The organism is Curtobacterium sp. MCSS17_015, assembly GCF_003234265.2.
Taxonomy (GTDB): domain Bacteria; phylum Actinomycetota; class Actinomycetes; order Actinomycetales; family Microbacteriaceae; genus Curtobacterium.
Map to the genome: position 1 here is coordinate 2,368,663 of NZ_CP126256.1, position 16,338 is coordinate 2,385,000.

The 16,338-nt window shown below is 72.5% G+C and carries 16 protein-coding genes; 5 read left to right on the plus strand and 11 right to left on the minus strand.

All coding sequences use genetic code 11. The features are described from left to right. Window positions 1-8: 8 nt before the first annotated feature. Window positions 9-728, minus strand: a complete 720-nt coding sequence (locus DEJ18_RS11210; RefSeq protein WP_284177520.1) for a FadR/GntR family transcriptional regulator — start codon at window positions 726-728, stop codon at window positions 9-11. 130 nt (window positions 729-858) lie between these two features. On the opposite strand from DEJ18_RS11210, the gene DEJ18_RS11215 reads away from it, so the two are divergent. The 3 genes from DEJ18_RS11215 to DEJ18_RS11225 all read left to right on the plus strand — a co-directional run bounded on the left by DEJ18_RS11215 (window position 859) and on the right by DEJ18_RS11225 (window position 4,420). Further along, window positions 859-1,773 (plus strand): proline iminopeptidase-family hydrolase, encoded by a 915-nt coding sequence (locus DEJ18_RS11215; RefSeq protein ID WP_111211099.1) that lies wholly within the window; start codon window positions 859-861, stop codon window positions 1,771-1,773. A gap of 233 nt (window positions 1,774-2,006) precedes the next feature. After that, entirely contained in the window at window positions 2,007-3,476 is a 1,470-nt protein-coding gene (locus DEJ18_RS11220; protein WP_258376976.1) for an APC family permease, read from the plus strand. After that, window positions 3,473-4,420 carry an acetamidase/formamidase family protein gene (locus DEJ18_RS11225; protein ID WP_111211100.1) on the plus strand — a complete coding sequence of 316 codons (948 nt, stop codon included), beginning with the start codon at window positions 3,473-3,475 and terminating at the stop codon, window positions 4,418-4,420. The genes DEJ18_RS11220 and DEJ18_RS11225 overlap by 4 nt, the downstream gene beginning before the upstream one ends. Window positions 4,421-4,679: 259 nt before the next feature. Here DEJ18_RS11225 and DEJ18_RS11230 read toward each other — a convergent pair whose 3' ends face one another. Continuing rightward, the gene (locus DEJ18_RS11230) at window positions 4,680-5,402 is read right to left on the minus strand and encodes a VIT1/CCC1 transporter family protein (RefSeq protein ID WP_111211101.1); all 723 of its coding nucleotides are present in this window, start codon (window positions 5,400-5,402) and stop codon (window positions 4,680-4,682) included. Window positions 5,403-5,564: 162 nt separating this feature from the next. Here DEJ18_RS11230 and DEJ18_RS11235 point away from each other — a divergent pair, with 162 nt between their 5' ends. Continuing rightward, window positions 5,565-6,356 (plus strand): SGNH/GDSL hydrolase family protein, encoded by a 792-nt coding sequence (locus DEJ18_RS11235; protein WP_111211102.1) that lies wholly within the window; start codon window positions 5,565-5,567, stop codon window positions 6,354-6,356. A 29-nt stretch (window positions 6,357-6,385) separates the two neighbouring features. Here DEJ18_RS11235 and DEJ18_RS11240 read toward each other — a convergent pair whose 3' ends face one another. From DEJ18_RS11240 to DEJ18_RS11270, 7 genes are all read right to left on the minus strand, one after another. Further along, complete coding sequence (locus DEJ18_RS11240; protein ID WP_111211103.1) at window positions 6,386-6,883, minus strand: GNAT family N-acetyltransferase; 498 nt, start codon at window positions 6,881-6,883, stop codon at window positions 6,386-6,388. Between the two features lie 68 nt (window positions 6,884-6,951). Further along, complete coding sequence (locus DEJ18_RS11245; RefSeq protein ID WP_258371209.1) at window positions 6,952-8,352, minus strand: LLM class flavin-dependent oxidoreductase; 1,401 nt, start codon at window positions 8,350-8,352, stop codon at window positions 6,952-6,954. Window positions 8,353-8,513: 161 nt separating this feature from the next. Further along, a complete protein-coding gene (gene sufU, locus DEJ18_RS11250) occupies window positions 8,514-8,963 on the minus strand; it encodes a Fe-S cluster assembly sulfur transfer protein SufU (RefSeq protein ID WP_111211104.1) in 450 nt (149 codons plus the stop codon). Next, the gene (locus DEJ18_RS11255; RefSeq protein ID WP_258376986.1) at window positions 8,960-10,276 is read right to left on the minus strand and encodes a SufS family cysteine desulfurase; all 1,317 of its coding nucleotides are present in this window, start codon (window positions 10,274-10,276) and stop codon (window positions 8,960-8,962) included. The genes sufU and DEJ18_RS11255 overlap by 4 nt, the downstream gene beginning before the upstream one ends. A gap of 102 nt (window positions 10,277-10,378) precedes the next feature. After that, on the minus strand, window positions 10,379-10,591 hold the full coding sequence (locus DEJ18_RS11260; protein ID WP_111082424.1) for an antitoxin: 213 nt from the start codon (window positions 10,589-10,591) through the stop codon (window positions 10,379-10,381). Between the two features lie 138 nt (window positions 10,592-10,729). Then, window positions 10,730-12,013, minus strand: coding sequence for a chloride channel protein (locus tag DEJ18_RS11265; RefSeq protein ID WP_111082423.1), 1,284 nt, complete (start codon window positions 12,011-12,013; stop codon window positions 10,730-10,732). Window positions 12,014-12,118: 105 nt separating this feature from the next. Next, window positions 12,119-13,102, minus strand: coding sequence for a magnesium and cobalt transport protein CorA (locus DEJ18_RS11270; RefSeq protein ID WP_258376977.1), 984 nt, complete (start codon window positions 13,100-13,102; stop codon window positions 12,119-12,121). Between the two features lie 104 nt (window positions 13,103-13,206). Between DEJ18_RS11270 and DEJ18_RS11275 the strand changes: the two genes are divergently transcribed. Next, complete coding sequence (locus tag DEJ18_RS11275; RefSeq protein WP_258376978.1) at window positions 13,207-13,995, plus strand: TspO-related membrane protein; 789 nt, start codon at window positions 13,207-13,209, stop codon at window positions 13,993-13,995. Window positions 13,996-14,045: 50 nt separating this feature from the next. Here DEJ18_RS11275 and ald read toward each other — a convergent pair whose 3' ends face one another. Next, window positions 14,046-15,143 (minus strand): alanine dehydrogenase, encoded by a 1,098-nt coding sequence (ald, locus tag DEJ18_RS11280; protein WP_111211210.1) that lies wholly within the window; start codon window positions 15,141-15,143, stop codon window positions 14,046-14,048. A gap of 159 nt (window positions 15,144-15,302) precedes the next feature. Further along, window positions 15,303-16,304: an AraC family transcriptional regulator gene (locus tag DEJ18_RS11285; protein ID WP_111211107.1), complete on the minus strand. Its 1,002-nt coding sequence runs from the start codon at window positions 16,302-16,304 to the stop codon at window positions 15,303-15,305. Between the last annotated feature and the right edge of the window lie 34 nt (window positions 16,305-16,338).

Here is a 16,338-nt window from a genome sequence, read left to right on the forward strand (position 1 = left end):
GATCACCGTCACGGATGTGCGGGATCCGCCGTCGGCACCTGGCCCGCCCGCAGCATCGCCTGTTCGAGCAGCTCCACGTCGATCCCGACGTGCCGACGTGCGACCTGGCCGGCCTCCGACGCCCGGCCCGCGCACACCGCCTCGACGAGGACCTCGTGGTCCCGGGTGGCACGAGCCTCCATCTCCGCCATGCCCTCCTCGGCCCCCCACAGGTGTGCCGGCGCCGCGATCGAGATCTGCGCCTCGAGCGTCGCCAGGGTCGAGCGCAGGACGTCGTTGCGTGCGGCGTCGATGATGCTCCGGTGCAGGACGGCGTCCGCCTGCTGCTTCGCCGCGCCGCTCGAGGCCTGCCGGAAGGCGTCGAGCCGGTCCCGGAGCGCGGCCGCCTCCGCCGGGGTGATCCGCTCGGCTGCGGCGGCGGCCAGTGCCCCGTGCAGCAGGGCGATCGCGTCGGCGGTGTCCTGGATGCCGGCCCACCGGGCGAGCAGGGTCCGGCCGACCGACTCCGACGAGCTCGCCGGCCACTGTGTCCGGACGAAGGTGCCACCGCCGCGGCCGCGGCGGGTCTCGAGCACCCCGCGGTCGACCAGGCGGGCGAGGGCGCTCCGGACGGTGACGCGTGCGACGCCGAGCAGCGCCGCGAGTTCACGTTCCGGAGGGAGTCGGGCTGCGGGCAGGTACTCCCCCACGGCGAGCGCGGTGACGAGACGGTCCTCGACCTCGTCCACCCGAGTCTCCGTCGCGCGATCCGTCACGGCACCCCTCTCGACGGTCCACCGTGGACCAGCGCTGTTACAGCCACGTTAAACGAGCAGAAAAGGTCTTGCCTGGGACCTTTCGAGGGGCCATGCTCACCCCATGTCCCGCATCACCGAGAGCACCATGCCGTTCCAGGACGGCGAGACCTGGTACCGGATCACCGAGCCCGACCGCCCCGTCGCGGGCGCGCTGCCCCTCGTCGTCCTGCACGGCGGCCCCGGCATGGCCCACGACTACCTGCGGAACCTCGAGGCGTTCGCGGACGAGACCGGCCGCACCGTCGTCCACTCCGACCAGTTCGGCTGTGGTCGGAGCAGCCACCGCCCGGACGCGCCCGCCGACTTCTGGCAACCGCAGTTGTTCGTGGACGAGTACCTGGCGCTCGTCGCACACCTCGGCCTCGGCGACCACCACGTGCTCGGCCAGTCGTGGGGCGGCATGCTCGGCGCCGAGATCGGTGTCCGGCGTCCGGGTGGCATCGCGAGCCTGTCGATCTGCAACTCCCCCGCGTCGATGCGGCTCTGGGTCGACGGCGCCGCCGAGCTCCGCAGCCAGCTGCCCGCCAACGTGCAGGACGCGCTCACCCGGCACGAGGCCGCCGGTACGACCGACGCCCCGGAGTACCTCGCCGCGACGCAGGTGTTCTACGAGCGCCACGTCTGCCGCGTCGTCCCGATGCCCGCCGACTTCGTCGCCTCCGAGGAGCAGATGGAGGCCGAGCCGACGGTCTACCACACGATGAACGGGCCGAACGAGTTCCACGTCATCGGCTCGCTGCACGACTGGTCCGTCATCGACCGCCTCGACCAGGTCGACGTCCCGACCCTCGTCGTCGCCGGTGAGCACGACGAAGCGACGCCCGCCACCTGGCAGCCCTTCGTGGAGCACATCCCGGGGGCCCGCCAGCACGTCTTCCCCGGCGCCAGCCACTGCACCCACCTGGAGCAGCCGGAGGAGTTCCGCAGCGTCATCGGCGCATTCCTCGCCGAACACGACGCCCAGCCCGCCGACTGACCCACCCGCCGGCCACCGCGGTCGCAACCGCTGACCACCGCGGCCCACCGCCGGCCACCGCGACCCACCGCCGGCCACCGCGACCCACCGGTCGCTCCCCGCACCCCTCCCCGCACCGTCGGCACCACCCCAGCCGACCCGCACCGGACGGGAGGCTCGTCATCCACCCGTCACGAGCCTCCCGTCCGGCGCCCCATCCCTGCACCGTCCCCCTCCGACGAAACGGAATCGACATGTCGCAGCAGCACCGCGAGCTCTCCGCGCAGCAGCAGCTCGAGGCCTACGGCTACAAGCAGGAGCTCAAGCGCTCCGTCTCCACCACCGACCTGCTCGTCTACGGGCTCGTCTTCATGGTGCCGATCGCCCCGTGGGCGATCTTCGGCACCGTCTACAACGCCTCCAGCGGCATGGTGCCGCTGGTCTACCTGGTCGGCCTCGTCGCGATGATCTTCACCGCGTTGGCCTACGCGCAGATGGCGAAGTCGATCCCGCTCGCGGGCAGCGTGTTCTCGTACGTCGGCCGTGGCATCCACCCCACCGCTGGGTTCTTCGCCGGCTGGGCGATCCTGCTCGACTACCTGCTCGTCCCGACGCTGCTCTACGTCTTCGCGGCGGAGAGCATGGTCGGCATCTTCCCGGGCACCCCGCGCTGGATGTGGGCGCTCGTGTTCGTCGCGATCAACACGGTCATCAACCTGGCCGGGGTGTCGTCCCTGAAGCTGGCGAACCGCATCTTCCTCCTCATCGAGCTGGTGTTCGTCGTCATCTTCGTCGTCATCGCGATCGTCGCCCTGACCGGCGGCACGGTGCCGGGCGCGTCCTTCAGCACCGACCAGGTGTTCGACCCGGCGAAGGTGTCGGCACCGCTCATCGCCTCGGCGCTCTCGATCGCGGTGCTGAGCTTCCTCGGCTTCGACGGCATCTCGACGCTCTCCGAGGAGTCCACGGGGCGCCGCGGCGGTGCCGGCCTGGCGATGGTCCTGGCGCTCGTCATCGTCGCGTTCCTGTTCGTCGTGCAGACCTGGCTCGCCAGCGCCCTCGCTGCCGGACGGGACTCGTTCTCGGACAGTGAGGCCGGCAACGCGTTCTTCACGATCGTGGAGCAGGCCTCGTCGAGCGGCTGGGCGACGGCGTTCTTCGCCGTCAACGTCCTGGCCGTCGGCATCGCGAACGCGATGGCCGCGCAGGCCGCCACCAGCCGCCTGCTCTTCTCGATGAGCCGCGACCGGCAGCTGCCCGCGTTCCTGCACAAGCTCAACGGGCGTCAGGTGCCGCAGAACGCGATCCTGGTCGTGTCGGTGCTCTCCGCGATCCTCGTGCTGTTCTTCGTCGGGCAGATCGACACGATCTCGTCGCTGGTGAACTTCGGTGCCCTGTTCGGCTTCATGCTCCTGCACGTGTCGGTGTTCGTGCACCACATCGTGAAGGGGAAGTCCCGCAACTGGCTGCTGCACCTCGTCGTCCCGCTGATCGGGTTCCTGATCATCGGCTACGTCCTGCTCAACGCCGCGGTCGAGGCGAAGGTCGGCGGCATCATCTGGCTGATCGTCGGCGCGGCCGTGTTCCTGTACTACCGCTCCACGGGACGTTCCACCGAGGTCGGCTCGGAGGAACCGGGCACGCTGGGTGAGGGTGACCCCACCGGCGCCCGGACCGGCAGCGCGACCGCCAGCCCGCTCACGAAGGACGAGGACCACCGATGACCGCGGACCACCACCTCCCGAACACACTCGGCCGCACCGGGTACGCCGCCGACCGCGAGCCCGTGCTCACCATCGCGCCCGGCACCGGCGAGACGATCGGGTTCGAGACGACCGACGCCGTCTACGCCGAGCTCGACGACCACCACGACATGGCGCAGCTGCAGGCACCGATCAACCCCGTCACCGGCCCGGTGTACGTCGAGGGCGCGGAACCCGGCGACACCCTCGCCGTGACGATCCACGACATCGAACTGACCACCCACGGCTGGTCGGTCTCACTGCCGGGCTCGGGCGCCCTGCAGCACGTCATGGGCGACCGCGTCTTCACCCGCCGCTGCCCGATCGAGGACGGCGTCGTGCACGTCACCGACCGGCACGCGTTCCCCGTCCGTCCGATGATCGGCTGCATCGGCACCGCTCCCGCCGACGGCGAGAACTCCACGATCATGCCCGCGTACGCCGAGGGCGGGAACATGGACGTCACCGAGGCCCGCCCCGGTTCGACGGTGTACCTGCCGGTCCGGGTGCCCGGCGCCCTGCTGTCGATCGGCGACATCCACGCCATCATGGCCGAGGGCGAGTCCTCCTTCGTCGCCATCGAGGCGCAGGGCACCGCCGTCGTGTCCGTCGACCTCGTCAAGGGCGGCCCCGGACTCCGTGCCCCGCGGATCGAGACGGCGGACGAGTGGCTGTTCGTCGGGCTCGGCGAGCCGGTGCAGGAGAGCATCCGCCGCGGGTACGAGGACGCGTTCGCGTTCCTGGTCGAGGAGCACGGCTGGTCCGGGGACGACGCCTACGCGGTGCTCAGCGCCGTCGGCGACTCGAAGCTCGGCGGGCCGACCGGGTCCGGTGCGCCGGACCCGCTGCACCCGTTCGACGCGATCGGTGCGGTGACGCTGCACCGGGTGCCGAAGGCGGTGCTGGAGACGACCGGGACGGCGTAACCGCCGTGCGCCGGACGGGAGGCCCGGATCACCTGACCGACGTCGGTCACGCGGTCCGGGCCTCCCGTCCGTGCGCCGCGCTGTCCGCAGTCGGGCCGCCGCTGCGTCCCCGTGGTTCCACGACTCGCCGCACGCGGTCCGTCCCGGTTCCGGAATTCGCGCATCTCGCGGCGCGAGATGCGCGAATTCCGGAACCTCGGGGATCGGGCTCGCGCGCGTTCGCGCCCGTCCCGGACCTCGGGGACAGGGACCGGGCACGTCAGAACGCGTGCGCTCCGAGGAGCGCCCCTGCGGCGTAGGTCGCGGCGAGCGCGAGCGCCCCGCCGAACACCACGCGGAGGGCGGCGCGACCGCGGCGAGCACCACCGAGGGCCGCACCGGTCGTCCCGGTCACGGCGAGGGCGACCAGCACGGCGACGACGGTGACCGCGATCTGGATCGACGTCGGTGCGAGGAGCACCGCGAGGAACGGCAGCGCTGCACCGACGGTGAAGGTCGCGGCCGAGACCCAGGCCGCGCGCCAGGGGCTGACGACCTCTTCCTCGGCGTCACGGAGGGCGGCGGCGGCGCGGCGGTCGCGGACCTCGGGTCGGACGAGTTCGGCGGCGACGGAGGTCGCGACGTCGTCGGCGACCCCGAGCGCACGGTAGTGGGCGGCGATGGTGACGGCGTCCTCGGACTCGGCCTCGAGCTGGGCCTGGTGGGCGGCCTGGCCGGTGCGCTGGGCGTCGCGGGCTCCGCTCACCGACACGTACTCGCCGAGCGCCATCGACACGGCGCCGCCGACGAGTGCTGCGGTGCCGGCGGCGAGGACGGGGCCGGTCGTGGCACCGGCGCCGGCGACCCCGACCAGGACGGCGGCGACGGACACGATGCCGTCGTTCGCGCCGAGGAGTCCGGCGCGCAGCCAGTTGAGGCGGGCGGCGCTGGTGGCGTCGTCGTGCTCGGTGGCGGGGAGCGCGAGGTCAGCTGCGGTCGACATGGGGAGAGCCAAGCACCTGCACGCGGATCACACCAGCAAGGGAAGGCTCCCCTGACCGGGCGTTTCCGCCTCCCGACAGCCCGGTCGCACCGGCAGGCCGGCAGCAGGAGCACGATGGACCCGACCGCACTCCACCGCCGCCGGCATCCCACGAGGAGGACCATGCCCACCGTCCCCGCCCGCACCGACCCCGTCCGCTACGTCGCCATCGGGGACAGCTTCTCCGAGGGGGTCGGCGACGACGGGGACGTCCCCTTCCCCGGGTGGGCCGGACGACTGGCCTCCGGGCTCGCCGACAACCTGTCGGGGCCGGTGTCGTACGCGAACCTCGCGATCCGCGGTCGCCTGCTCGCCGGGGTCCTCGACGAACAGGTCGACGCCGCGCTCGCCCTCGACCCGCTGCCGACGCTCATCACGTTGTGCGGTGGTGGGAACGACATGCTCCGTCCGGGCTACGACGTGGACGTGCTGCTCGGCCGACTCGCGACCGCTGCGGACAGGGTGGCCGCGCACGGGGTCCGACTGGCGCTCCTCAGTCCCGCTGACCCCAGCGCCCGGCTGCCGCTCGGGAAGCTCATCAACGCACGCGGGGACGCCTGGGCGGAGGCGCTGACCGGCTTCGCGCGGGAGCGGGGCCTGCCCTTCGTCGACGTCTCCCGCGACCCGCACCTGCGACGTGCCGAGTTCTGGTCCGAGGACCGGCTGCACATGAACCCGCTCGGGCACCAGCGGGTCGCCGACCTGGCCCTGCACGAGATCGCGGGTGGACCGGCAGCGGCGGTGCCGGCCGTCCCGGACGCGGCGCGCACGTCGGTCACCGAGGAGTTGCGCTACTACCGGGACCACGTCGTCCCGTGGGTCCGTCGGCGTGTGACCGGCCGGTCCTCGGGGGACGGTCGGGTCGCGTCCCACGGCGACTGGACGCTCGTGCCGCCCACCGGTCGGCGACACTGATCCAGCAGGACTGCGGCAGGGCAGCTGCGTCAGACCACGAACGTCCGGGTCGGTCGGCCGCTGAGGGCGTGCGGGAACGGCTCCCCGACCGGGCGGAACCCCGCGCTGCGGTAGAGGCGCACGGCCGTCGCGTTGTCCTCGAGCGCGTGCAGCATGCAGTGGTCGTGTCCGGCGTCCCGTGCAGCGTCGACCGCCGCGACCAGGAGGGCACGGCCGAGACCGCTCCCCTGCGCGGACGGGTCCACCGCCAGCAGGCTGAGGTAGGCGGCGTCCGCCGGTCCCGATCCGCCGCCGGTGCCCGGCGCGGTCACGAGCGCGAACCCCCGGACGCGGTGCTCGTCGTCCCCGGGGGCGACCACGAGAGCGACCCGTTCGGCTGCGAACTTCTCGGCCGCTCTCGCCCGGACCGCCGGGTCCTCGGGCCGACCGTCACGCGCGGCGACGGCGGCGGCCCAGAGGTCGATGCACGCGGTGTCCGTGCCGGCGCCCGCCGCCGCGACCCGCACCGCTGCCGTCGACTCGATCATCGGACCACCCTACGGCCGGGCTCCTGCGTGTGCGGGATGCCAGGGCACGGCGTCACGAGGACCCCCCGTCACGCGGTGGCCGGCACCCGCACCCGGAACGACGCCCCGCGGTGCTCCTCCGGCAGCCGGTCACCCCGGCCGAGGAGCTTGTGCCGCAGGGACCCTTCCGCGTACCCGTCCGGGTAGGCGTTCCGCGCCCGGAGCTCGGGGACGACGAACTCGATCACGTCCTCCCACGTGCCGGGTGTCACGGCGTACGCCAGGTTGAAGCCGTCGACGTCGGTCTGCTCCTGGATGTCGATGAGCCGCTGCGCGATGGTGGCACCGCTGCCGACCTCGACCGGCCCGAGTCCGCCGATCGCCGTCTGCCGGGCGATGTCGCGGACCGTCCAACTCGTGCCGTCCTCCCCCGTGGCGGCGGACAGGTTGGCGGCCGCCGACTGGATGGCGTTCGACTCGATGTTGCCGAGCGGCTCGTCCAGGTCGTACTGCGACAGGTCGACGCCCATCCACCCCGAGTTGAGCACGAGCGCGCCCGCCTCGGACGCGTAGGACAGGTAGTCGCGGTACTTCGCCTGCGCGGCCTCGTCGGTCTCGTCCGTGATGACGGTGAGCAGCGTGTAGACCTTGGCGGCGTACCGGTCGCGACCAGCGGCCTCCAGGGCGTCGCGGATCTTCGCCACGGTCGCGGCGAGCTGCGGCAGGGTCGGTGCCCCGACGAAGACGGCCTCGGCGTTCTCGGCGGCGAAGCGGATGCCACGAGGCGACGCACCCGCCTGGTAGATGACGGGCGAGCGCTGCACCGACGGCTCGGACAGGTGGATGCCGGGGACGTCGAAGTGCGCACCGTGGTGCTCGATCGGGTGCACCTTCGAGGGATCCGTGAAGACCCCGGTCTCGCGGTCCTCGACCACGGCGTCGTCCTCCCAGGAGCCCTCCCACAGCTTGTAGAGGACCTCGAGGTACTCGTCGGCGACGTCGTAGCGGTCGTCGTGGCTCAGCTGGTCCGTCTGGCCCATGTTGCGGGCGGCGCTCGGCAGGTACCCGGTGACGACGTTCCAGCCGACCCGGCCCTTCGTCAGGTGGTCGAGCGTGGACATGCGACGGGCGAACGGGTAGGGGTGCTCGTAGGCGGTGCCGGCGGTGATGCCGAAGCCCAGGTGCTCGGTCACCGCGGCCATCGCGGACACGAGCAGGATCGGGTCGTTCACCGGCACCTGCGATCCGGTGCGGAGCGCGGCCTCGTTCGTGCCCCCGTAGACGTCGTAGGTGCCGAGGACGTCGGCGATGAAGATGCCGTCGAACGCCCCGCCCTCGAGGATCTTCGCCAGGTCGGTCCAGTACGACAGGTCGTTGTAGTGCCGGGAACGGTCGCGCGGGTGGCGCCACAGCCCGGAGGACTGGTGGGCGACGCAGTTCATGTCGAACGCGTTGAAGCGGATCTGCCGGGGCTCGCGGTTCGTGGTCACGACGCGACCGTACGTCGGGTGCCGGGGGTGCGTCACGGACGATGACGCCCCGTGACGAACCCCAGCGCGACGACGGTCGCCGCCGGTCCACCCGGGGGCGCCGGGGCGGCGCACCGACGGACGGGAGGCCCGGCCCCCGTCGGCACCGTGCCTCCCGTCCGTCAGCGCGCCGCGACCGCCTGCTGCGCCGCCGTCTCGGCGGCGACCCACGCGAGCATCCCGCACTTGACCCGCATGACGAACTTCGAGACGCCCTGGAAGGCGACGAGGTCCTCGAGCACGTCCTCGTCCGGCTCCCCGACCCCGCGGGAGCGCATCATCGTGCGGAAGGCCTCGGTCAGGGTCAGGAGCTCCGAGACCGTCCGGCCCACGGCCATGTCGGTGAGCACCGAGGCCGACGCCATCGAGATCGAGCAGCCGTCCCCCTGCCAGGCCACGGCGGCGATCCGGTCGGTACCGGGCTCGAGTCGGAGCCGCACCGTGATCTCGTCACCGCACGTCGGGTTCCGCTCGAAGTGCTCGGCGTCGGCATCCGGCATCGGACCGTCCCCACGCCGTGCCTTCGCGTGGTCGAGGATCACCTGCTGGTAGAGCCCGTCCAGGCCGTTCACGCGGTCTCCTCCGCCCCGAAGTACCCGCGGATCCCGCCGACCGCGGTCACGAAGCGGTCGACGTCCTCCTCCGTCGTGTAGACGTACGTGCTCGCGCGGCTCGTCGCGGTGAACCCCAGACGGCGGTGGAGCGGCTGGGCGCAGTGGTGGCCGGAGCGGACCGCGATGCCCTGCGCGTCGAGGTACTGCGAGACGTCGTGCGCGTGCACCCCGTCGACGACGAAGGACGCGAGTCCGCTGCGCGGGACACCGGCAGCGGGGCCGACGACGGAGACGCCGGGGACGGTGGCGAGGCCGGTGAGCATCCGCTGCGCGAGGTGTTCCTCGTGCGCCTGCACCCGGTCCATGCCGATGCGCTCGAGGTAGCGGACGGCCTCGGCGAGCGCGACGGCCTGGGAGACCGGCTGCGTGCCGGCCTCGAACCGCTCGGGGGCCGGCATGAAGTCGGTGTGCTCCATCGTCACCGTGGTGATCATCGAGCCGCCGGTGCGGAAGGGCGGCAGTGCGTCGAGCAGGTCCTGACGACCCCAGAGCACGCCGATCCCGTTCGGGCCGAGCATCTTGTGCCCGGAGAACGCGGCGAAGTCGACGTCGAGCGCGCGCACGTCGAGGGGCCGGTGCGGTGCGGACTGGCAGGCGTCGAGCACGACGAGGGCGCCGACGGCGTGGGCGGCCGCGACCACCTCGGCGACGGGGGCGATCATGCCCGTGACGTTCGACACGTGTGCGATCGCGACGACGCGGGTGTGTTCGGTGACGAGCGTGACGGCGTCCTCGGCGCTCCAACACCCGGCGTCGTCGACCGGCACCCAGCGCAGCGTCGCACCGGTGGCGGCGGCGAGCTCCTGCCAGGGCACGAGGTTCGCGTGGTGCTCGGCCTCGGTCACCAGGACCTCGTCCCCCGGGCCGATGCGGAAGCGACCCGCCTCGTGGCCGCCCCGCCCGGCGCTGGCGTTGCGGATGCCGTGGGCGACGAGGTTGAGGGCGTCGGTGGCGTTGGCGGTCCAGACGACCTCGGACGGGCTCGCGGCACCGATGAAGCGGGCGACGGTCGCGCGGGCGTCCTCGTAGGCGTCGGTGCTCACCGCGGCCAGGGTGTGCGCGCCGCGGTGCACGGCCGCGTTGTCCTGCTCGAGGAAGCGCCGTTCGGCGTCGAGGACCTGCACGGGCCGCTCGGCCGTCGCGCCGGAGTCCAGGTACGCCAGCGGCTGCCCGTTCACCTCCTGCTGGAGGATCGGGAAGTCCGCGCGGATGCGGAGGACCTCGTCCTCGGTGAGCGGTCCGACGGAGTCGTCCGTCGACGCTGGTGCAATGATCGTCACGGTGCTGGCCCTCCTGTACGTCTCCGGGAGACAACCCGTCAATGGTGGTCGTTCTTCCCGGTGTCGTCCAGTCGGGCCGGCACCGCGCGGGGGCTACTCGTTCCCGACGCGCTTGTCGGCCTGCTCGCGGGCGGAGTCGATCTTGTCGTCGTACTTGCCGCCGGTCGCCTTCTTCACGGCGTCGGCGACCCCCTCGAACACCTTGTCGCTGACGCCTTCGGCCTTCTCGCTCTTCAGCGCGTCCTGCACCTTGCCGTTCTGCAGCAGCGCCTGGGCCTTCTTCGTGATGTCGTCGAACCCTGCCATGACCGGCTCCTCGTGTCTCGGGCGGGACCTCGTGCCCCGCGTCCTGGCGCCGATGCTAACCAGCGCGCGACACCTCGGTCCGGGCCGTCCACCGGATGCCCAGCAGCGGGCGGGTCGACGGCAGTGCGGTCGGGCGGCTCACGCCATCTGCGCGCTCCGCCGGCGCGCCAGGACGTACCCGACCGCGACGGCTCCGCTGACCGCCAGCAGCGAAGGGATGAGGATGTCCGTGCCCTCCTGCGTGAACTCGACGACGAGCACGAGGGCCGTGAACGGCGCACGCATGGTCGTGGCCAGGAACGCGGCCGCGCCGACGAACGCGAAGGCCGCCAGGCTGCCGCCGTCGGTCGGCCAGAGGAGCATCCAGGCCGCCCCGAGGAAGCCGCCGAGCGCCGATCCGACCGCGATCGAGGGGGTGAGCGTGCCACCGACGGCGCCGGCGCCGATCGTCGCAGCGGTCGTCACGGTCTTCAACAGTCCGAGGACGAGGAGTGCGAGCAGGGGTGCCATCCCGAGCAGCGTCGGCCCGTCGAGGTCGGCGTTCATCGCGGCGAGGCCGAGCGCGCGACCGTTGCCCATGACCTCCGGGAAGGGGATCGCGACGAGGCCGACGAGCGCGAAGACCACGGGCAGCACGACGAGCAGCTTCCAGCCGGTCGGGGCGACGGCCTGCAACCGGTTGGTGGCCTTGACGAACCCGACGCCGGCGAACCCGAGCAGCGGTCCGACGACGACCGCCCAGACGAGCAGCGACGGCGAGAGGTGCATCGCGGGCACGTGGTACAGCACCTCGTCCGGGATCACGAGCCGGGCGACGAAGGCTGCGACGGCACTCGTGACGAACGCCGGCAACGCGGTCGCCAGCGTGAGTTCGCCGAGCAGCACCTCGACCGCGAACAGCGCACCGCCGAGCGGGACGTCGTAGACCGCCGCGAGGCCGGCGGCAGCACCACAGGCCACCAGGACCTTCGTCTGGCGCGCTGTCAACCCGGCGCGCACGGTGAGCAGCTGGGCGAACCAGGCGCCGAGTTCGCGCGGCGCGACCTCCTTCCCGATCGAGGCGCCGAGCCCGACCGCCAGGATCTGCACGCCGGCGTTGGCGAGGGTGACCAGGGACGGCATCCGCTTGCCCGCGACCGCGGCCGGGACGCCGACGACCGGGCGACCCCAGCGACGGATCGCCCACCATGCGAGGGCGGTCAGGACGCCGGCGGCCAGGACCGCGAGGAACCGGTTCGGCGCCGACGGGGCGTCCGCCGCCTCACGGTGCCCGCCGAAGGCGTACCCGAAGGCGACGAGCTGGATGAGCTGGAGCGCGAGCCACACGGCGATCCCGGCGACCCCGCCGGCGACACCGACGAGCCCCGTGACCACGGCGAGTTTGAGCACCCAGACCGGGGTGGCGTGACCGTTGTGTGGCATGTCGGCAAGCGTAGTGGGAGCGCTCCGCAGGACGGGCCGGGAGGCCCGGCACACGTCCGGTGGGTCGGCGCTGGTCGCGCCGGTGGTGGTCCGGGCCTCCCGTCCTCAGAACCAGCGCTTGACCTTGAAGACCGCGTAGAGGACCGCGGCGAACAGGATCATCAGCACGATCGACAGCGGGTAGCCCCACGTCCAGGACAGCTCCGGCATGTGCTCGAAGTTCATCCCGTAGATCGCGGCGATGAGCGTCGGCGCGAACAGGATCGCCGCCCACCCGGAGATCCGCTTCGTGTCGTCGTTCTGCTTCTGCGCCGCCAGGGTCGAGTCGACCGTCAGCGCGTTCTGCAGCAGCTGCCGGAAGGTGTCCAGCCGTTCGACGACACGGATGACGTGGTCGAGCACGTCCCGGAACCGGCGCTGGAGCTCGACGGGCAGGTGGTACTTCTCGGCCCCGCGGTGCAGGTCCTCGATCATCCGGATGAGCGGCCGGGCGGCACGCTGGAAGTCGACCACCTCGCCGAACAGCTCGTAGACACGGCGGGAGACTCCGGCCTCGCCCGAGAAGAGCTGCCCCTCGATCTGGTTGATGTCCTCCTCGAGCCCGTCGATGACCGGTCGGTAGTCGTCGACGATCGAGTCCATGAGTGCCCAGAGCTGCGCCTGTGGCCCGGCCGTGACGAGGCCGGGCTTGCCGCTCATCCGCTGCAGCGCCCGCGGCACCGACCGGCCGCCCCGCGGGTCGGCCTGCACGACGGCCAGGAAGAAGTCGTCGCCGACGAAGGCGTGCACCTCCCCGAACTCGACCTCCTCGGCGGCGTCCCGGTAGACGGCGGGCTTGAGCACCGCGAACAGCGTCGAGCCATACCGTTCGAGCTTCGGTCGCTGGTGTCCCTCGGCGGAGTCCTCGACCGCGAGCTCGTGGAGGCCGAGGGCGACCGCGACGTCGCCGAGCTCCTCGGCGTCGGGTCGGTCGAGCACGATGCAGGCCGAGGCGCCGTGCTCCTCGAGCATCCGGAAGCTGTCGTCGAGCGAGGGACTCGTCGTCGGGGCGATGCGGTCCACGTACACGGTGTTGAGCTCGACGGTCACGGCCCCACCGTACGCACCCTGAGCGACGGCTGCGCGGTGCTGAGCGGGAGGGCGTACCGTCCGGTTCATCAGCATGCTGAAGAAAGGCGGAGACGATGCGGTGGATGCGGAAGGTCGTGATCGCGGTGAGCGCGGTCATCGCCGTGGTGGGCTCGTACATCGGCTCGGGCGCGGCGGGCGGTACCCCCATCGCCGAGGCGGCGGGAGGTGCGCTCTCGGCGTCGTCGACGGCGATCGCGCCCGGCGGTCCGGCGTTCGGCATCTGGAGCGTCGTCTACCTCGGGCTCATCGCCTTCGCCGTCTGGCAGTTCCTCCCCCGCGAGGACGACCAGGCGCGCCACGACCGCCTCGCCGTGCCCGCGACGCTGTCCCTGCTGCTCAACGCGGCGTGGATCCTGTCCGTGCAGTTCGGGCTCCTCTGGCTGAGCGAGCCGATCATCCTCGCGCTGCTCGGTGTCCTGGCATGGGCCTTCGTGGTGCTCCGCCGCACCTCGCCGTCCGGTCGCATCGAGGCGGTGGTGACGGACGGCACCTTCGGGTTGTACCTGGGCTGGGTCTGCGTCGCGACGGCGGCGAACACGGCGGCGGTCCTGACGGCAGCGGGCTTCCGCGGCTTCGACCTCGGCCAGGACGTCTGGGGCGCGGTGGTCGCGACGGTCGCCGGCGCGGTCGGGGTCCTCGTCGCCGTGGCAGGGCGCGGGCGGATCACCCCGACACTGTCACTCGGCTGGGGTCTGGCGTGGGTCGCGGTGGCCCGCCTGGACGGCCCGCTCGTCTCGGTGCCCACGGCGGTCGCCGCACTCGTCGCCACCGCCGTGGTGGCCATCGTGACGCTCGTGGTCCGTGCCCGCGCGGGCTGGACCGCCGAGCCCGCCGCCCTCCGCACCGCGTAGCCGCGCGCGCCGGCCCGGGGTCGGCAGCCGGGGTCGGATCGGGGCCGGGCTCAGCGACGCGCGACCACCATCCCGTGCGCTGCGGCGACGGCCTCGTTCGTCACGCTCCCGGCGTGCACGTTGAGCCCGCGGGCGAGCGCCGGATCGGCCTCGAGTGCGCGCTCCCACCCCTGGTCCGCGATCGCCACGGCGTACGGCAGCGTCGCGTTCGTCAGCGCGATCGTGCTCGTCCGCGGCACCGCGCCGGGCATGTTGGCGACGCAGTAGTAGACGGCGTCGTGCACGGCGAACGTCGGGTCGTCGTGGGTGGTCGGCCGCGAGCCCTCGAAGCACCCGCCCTGGTCGATGGCGATGTCGACGAGGACCGATCCGGCACGCATGTCCGCGACCATCGCGTCGGTCACGAGCTTCGGCGCCGAAGCCCCCGGGATGAGCACGGACCCGATGACCAGGTCCGCGTCGGCCACTGCGGCGGCGATCGCGAGCGGGTTCGACCGGAGCGTGGTCACGCGCCCGTCGAACCGCGCGTCGAGGGCCCGGAGGCGCGGCAGGCTGATGTCGAAGACGGTCACCTCGGCGCCCATGCCGAGGGCGATGGTCGCGGCGTGCTCGCCGGCGACACCGCCTCCGATCACCACGACCCGGCCCTTCGGCGTGCCGGGCACCCCGCCCAGCAGCAGCCCACGCCCGCCGTTCGCACGCATGAGGTGGTGCGCACCGACCTGCGCGGACAGCCGCCCGGCGATCTCGGACATCGGGGACAGCAACGGCAGCGACCGGTCCGGCAGCTGCACGGTCTCGTACGCGATCGCGGTCGCTCCGGACTCGGCGAGCGCCGAGGTCAGCGGGCGGTCCGCCGCCAGGTGCAGGTAGGTGAACAGGACCTGTCCCGCACGCAGGAGCGGGTACTCGGCGGTCACGGGCTCCTTCACCTTGAGCACCATCTCGGCGTCCCAGGCCGACCCGGCGTCCGCGACGATCACCGCGCCGGCGGCGGCGTACTCGTCGTCGGAGAACGCCGAGCCCGTCCCGGCGCCGGACTGCACGAGCACCTCGTGCCCGTGCATCGTCAGCTCGGCGACGCCGGCCGGGGTCGCGGCGACGCGGAACTCGTTGTTCTTGGTCTCGGTGGGGACGCCGATGCGCATGACGGACTCCTTCGTGGGCAGGTGCACGGTCACCGCCCATTCAGCCGCTCGTTCGCGTCTGCCGCCCGCAGACCGAACGATCACCCGCCTGGTGCCGGTTCGGTGCCACGGGGTTCGGATCCCACCGGTGGAGGAGCGCTCCCACCGAACAAGGGCGACTCAGCGCCGGGTGCGCGTCCGCAGGGTGTCGCTCGGCAGTTCCCCGAACCGGGACCGGTACGCGGCGGAGAACCGCCCGAGGTGGCCGAACCCCCATCCCCTTGCGATGTCCGCCACCGAGGTCTCGTCACGCTCGGCCCGTCGCAGGTCCTCGAGCGCCCCGTCGAGCCGGACGGAGCGCAGCAGTTCGCCCGGCGTCAGGTCCAGGTGTCGGCGGAGGGACTGCTGCAGGCCGCGCGGGCTGAGACCCGCGGCCGCCGCGATCTCCGGCGTGCCGATCGGTTCGCGGGCGTGGGCGTGCACGTAGTCGAGCGCACGACGGAGCCGCTGGTGTTCCGGCCCGGAGCCGGTGACCGCCGCCCGCCAGGTGCTGCGCCGGGGGAACGCCCGGAGCGCCGCGTTCGCGAAGGACTCGGCGATGTCCCGACGGGCAGCGGCCGACAACGGTGACTCCACCTGGAGCCAGGTCGGCGAGTGCCGCCGGACGGTGTCCTCCCACAGCCGCATGCCGTCGGCGTCCGGCCGCTCGAGGGGCTCGAACGAGAACGTGTCGTCACCGACCAGGCTCGTGACGAACGAGCGGTCGAGGTGCACGAGGTTGAGCCCGATGTCCCGGTGGTGCAGGTCGTAGGTCTCCGACGGCAGGACCACCGGGACGCCCCGCTCGAGGTCGACGGAGCGCCCGTTGAACGTGATCGTGCTGCTGCCGCTCCGGAGCCACGCGACGATGAAGTCGTCCGACTGGCTCTGGCTGCGCAGGTCCACCCCGAAGTGTGAGGTGCGCAGGGACATCCGCTCGTCGGTGACGCCGGCGAAGTCCCACTGGGTGCCGGCGTGGGTGCGCCGGATGAGCGGTGCCTTGAGGTCGTAGTCCGAGGTGAAGAACGCCATGGCGTGGTCGATGTCGGTGCCCGCCAGTCGCCGGTACGACCGGGTGTCGGCCCGCTCGACGCCGACGGGCGGAGCGGACACGGAGGGACCGGCATCGGGAGTGAGCACCATGCTCCGACCGTACGCGACGCCTCCGACATCCACC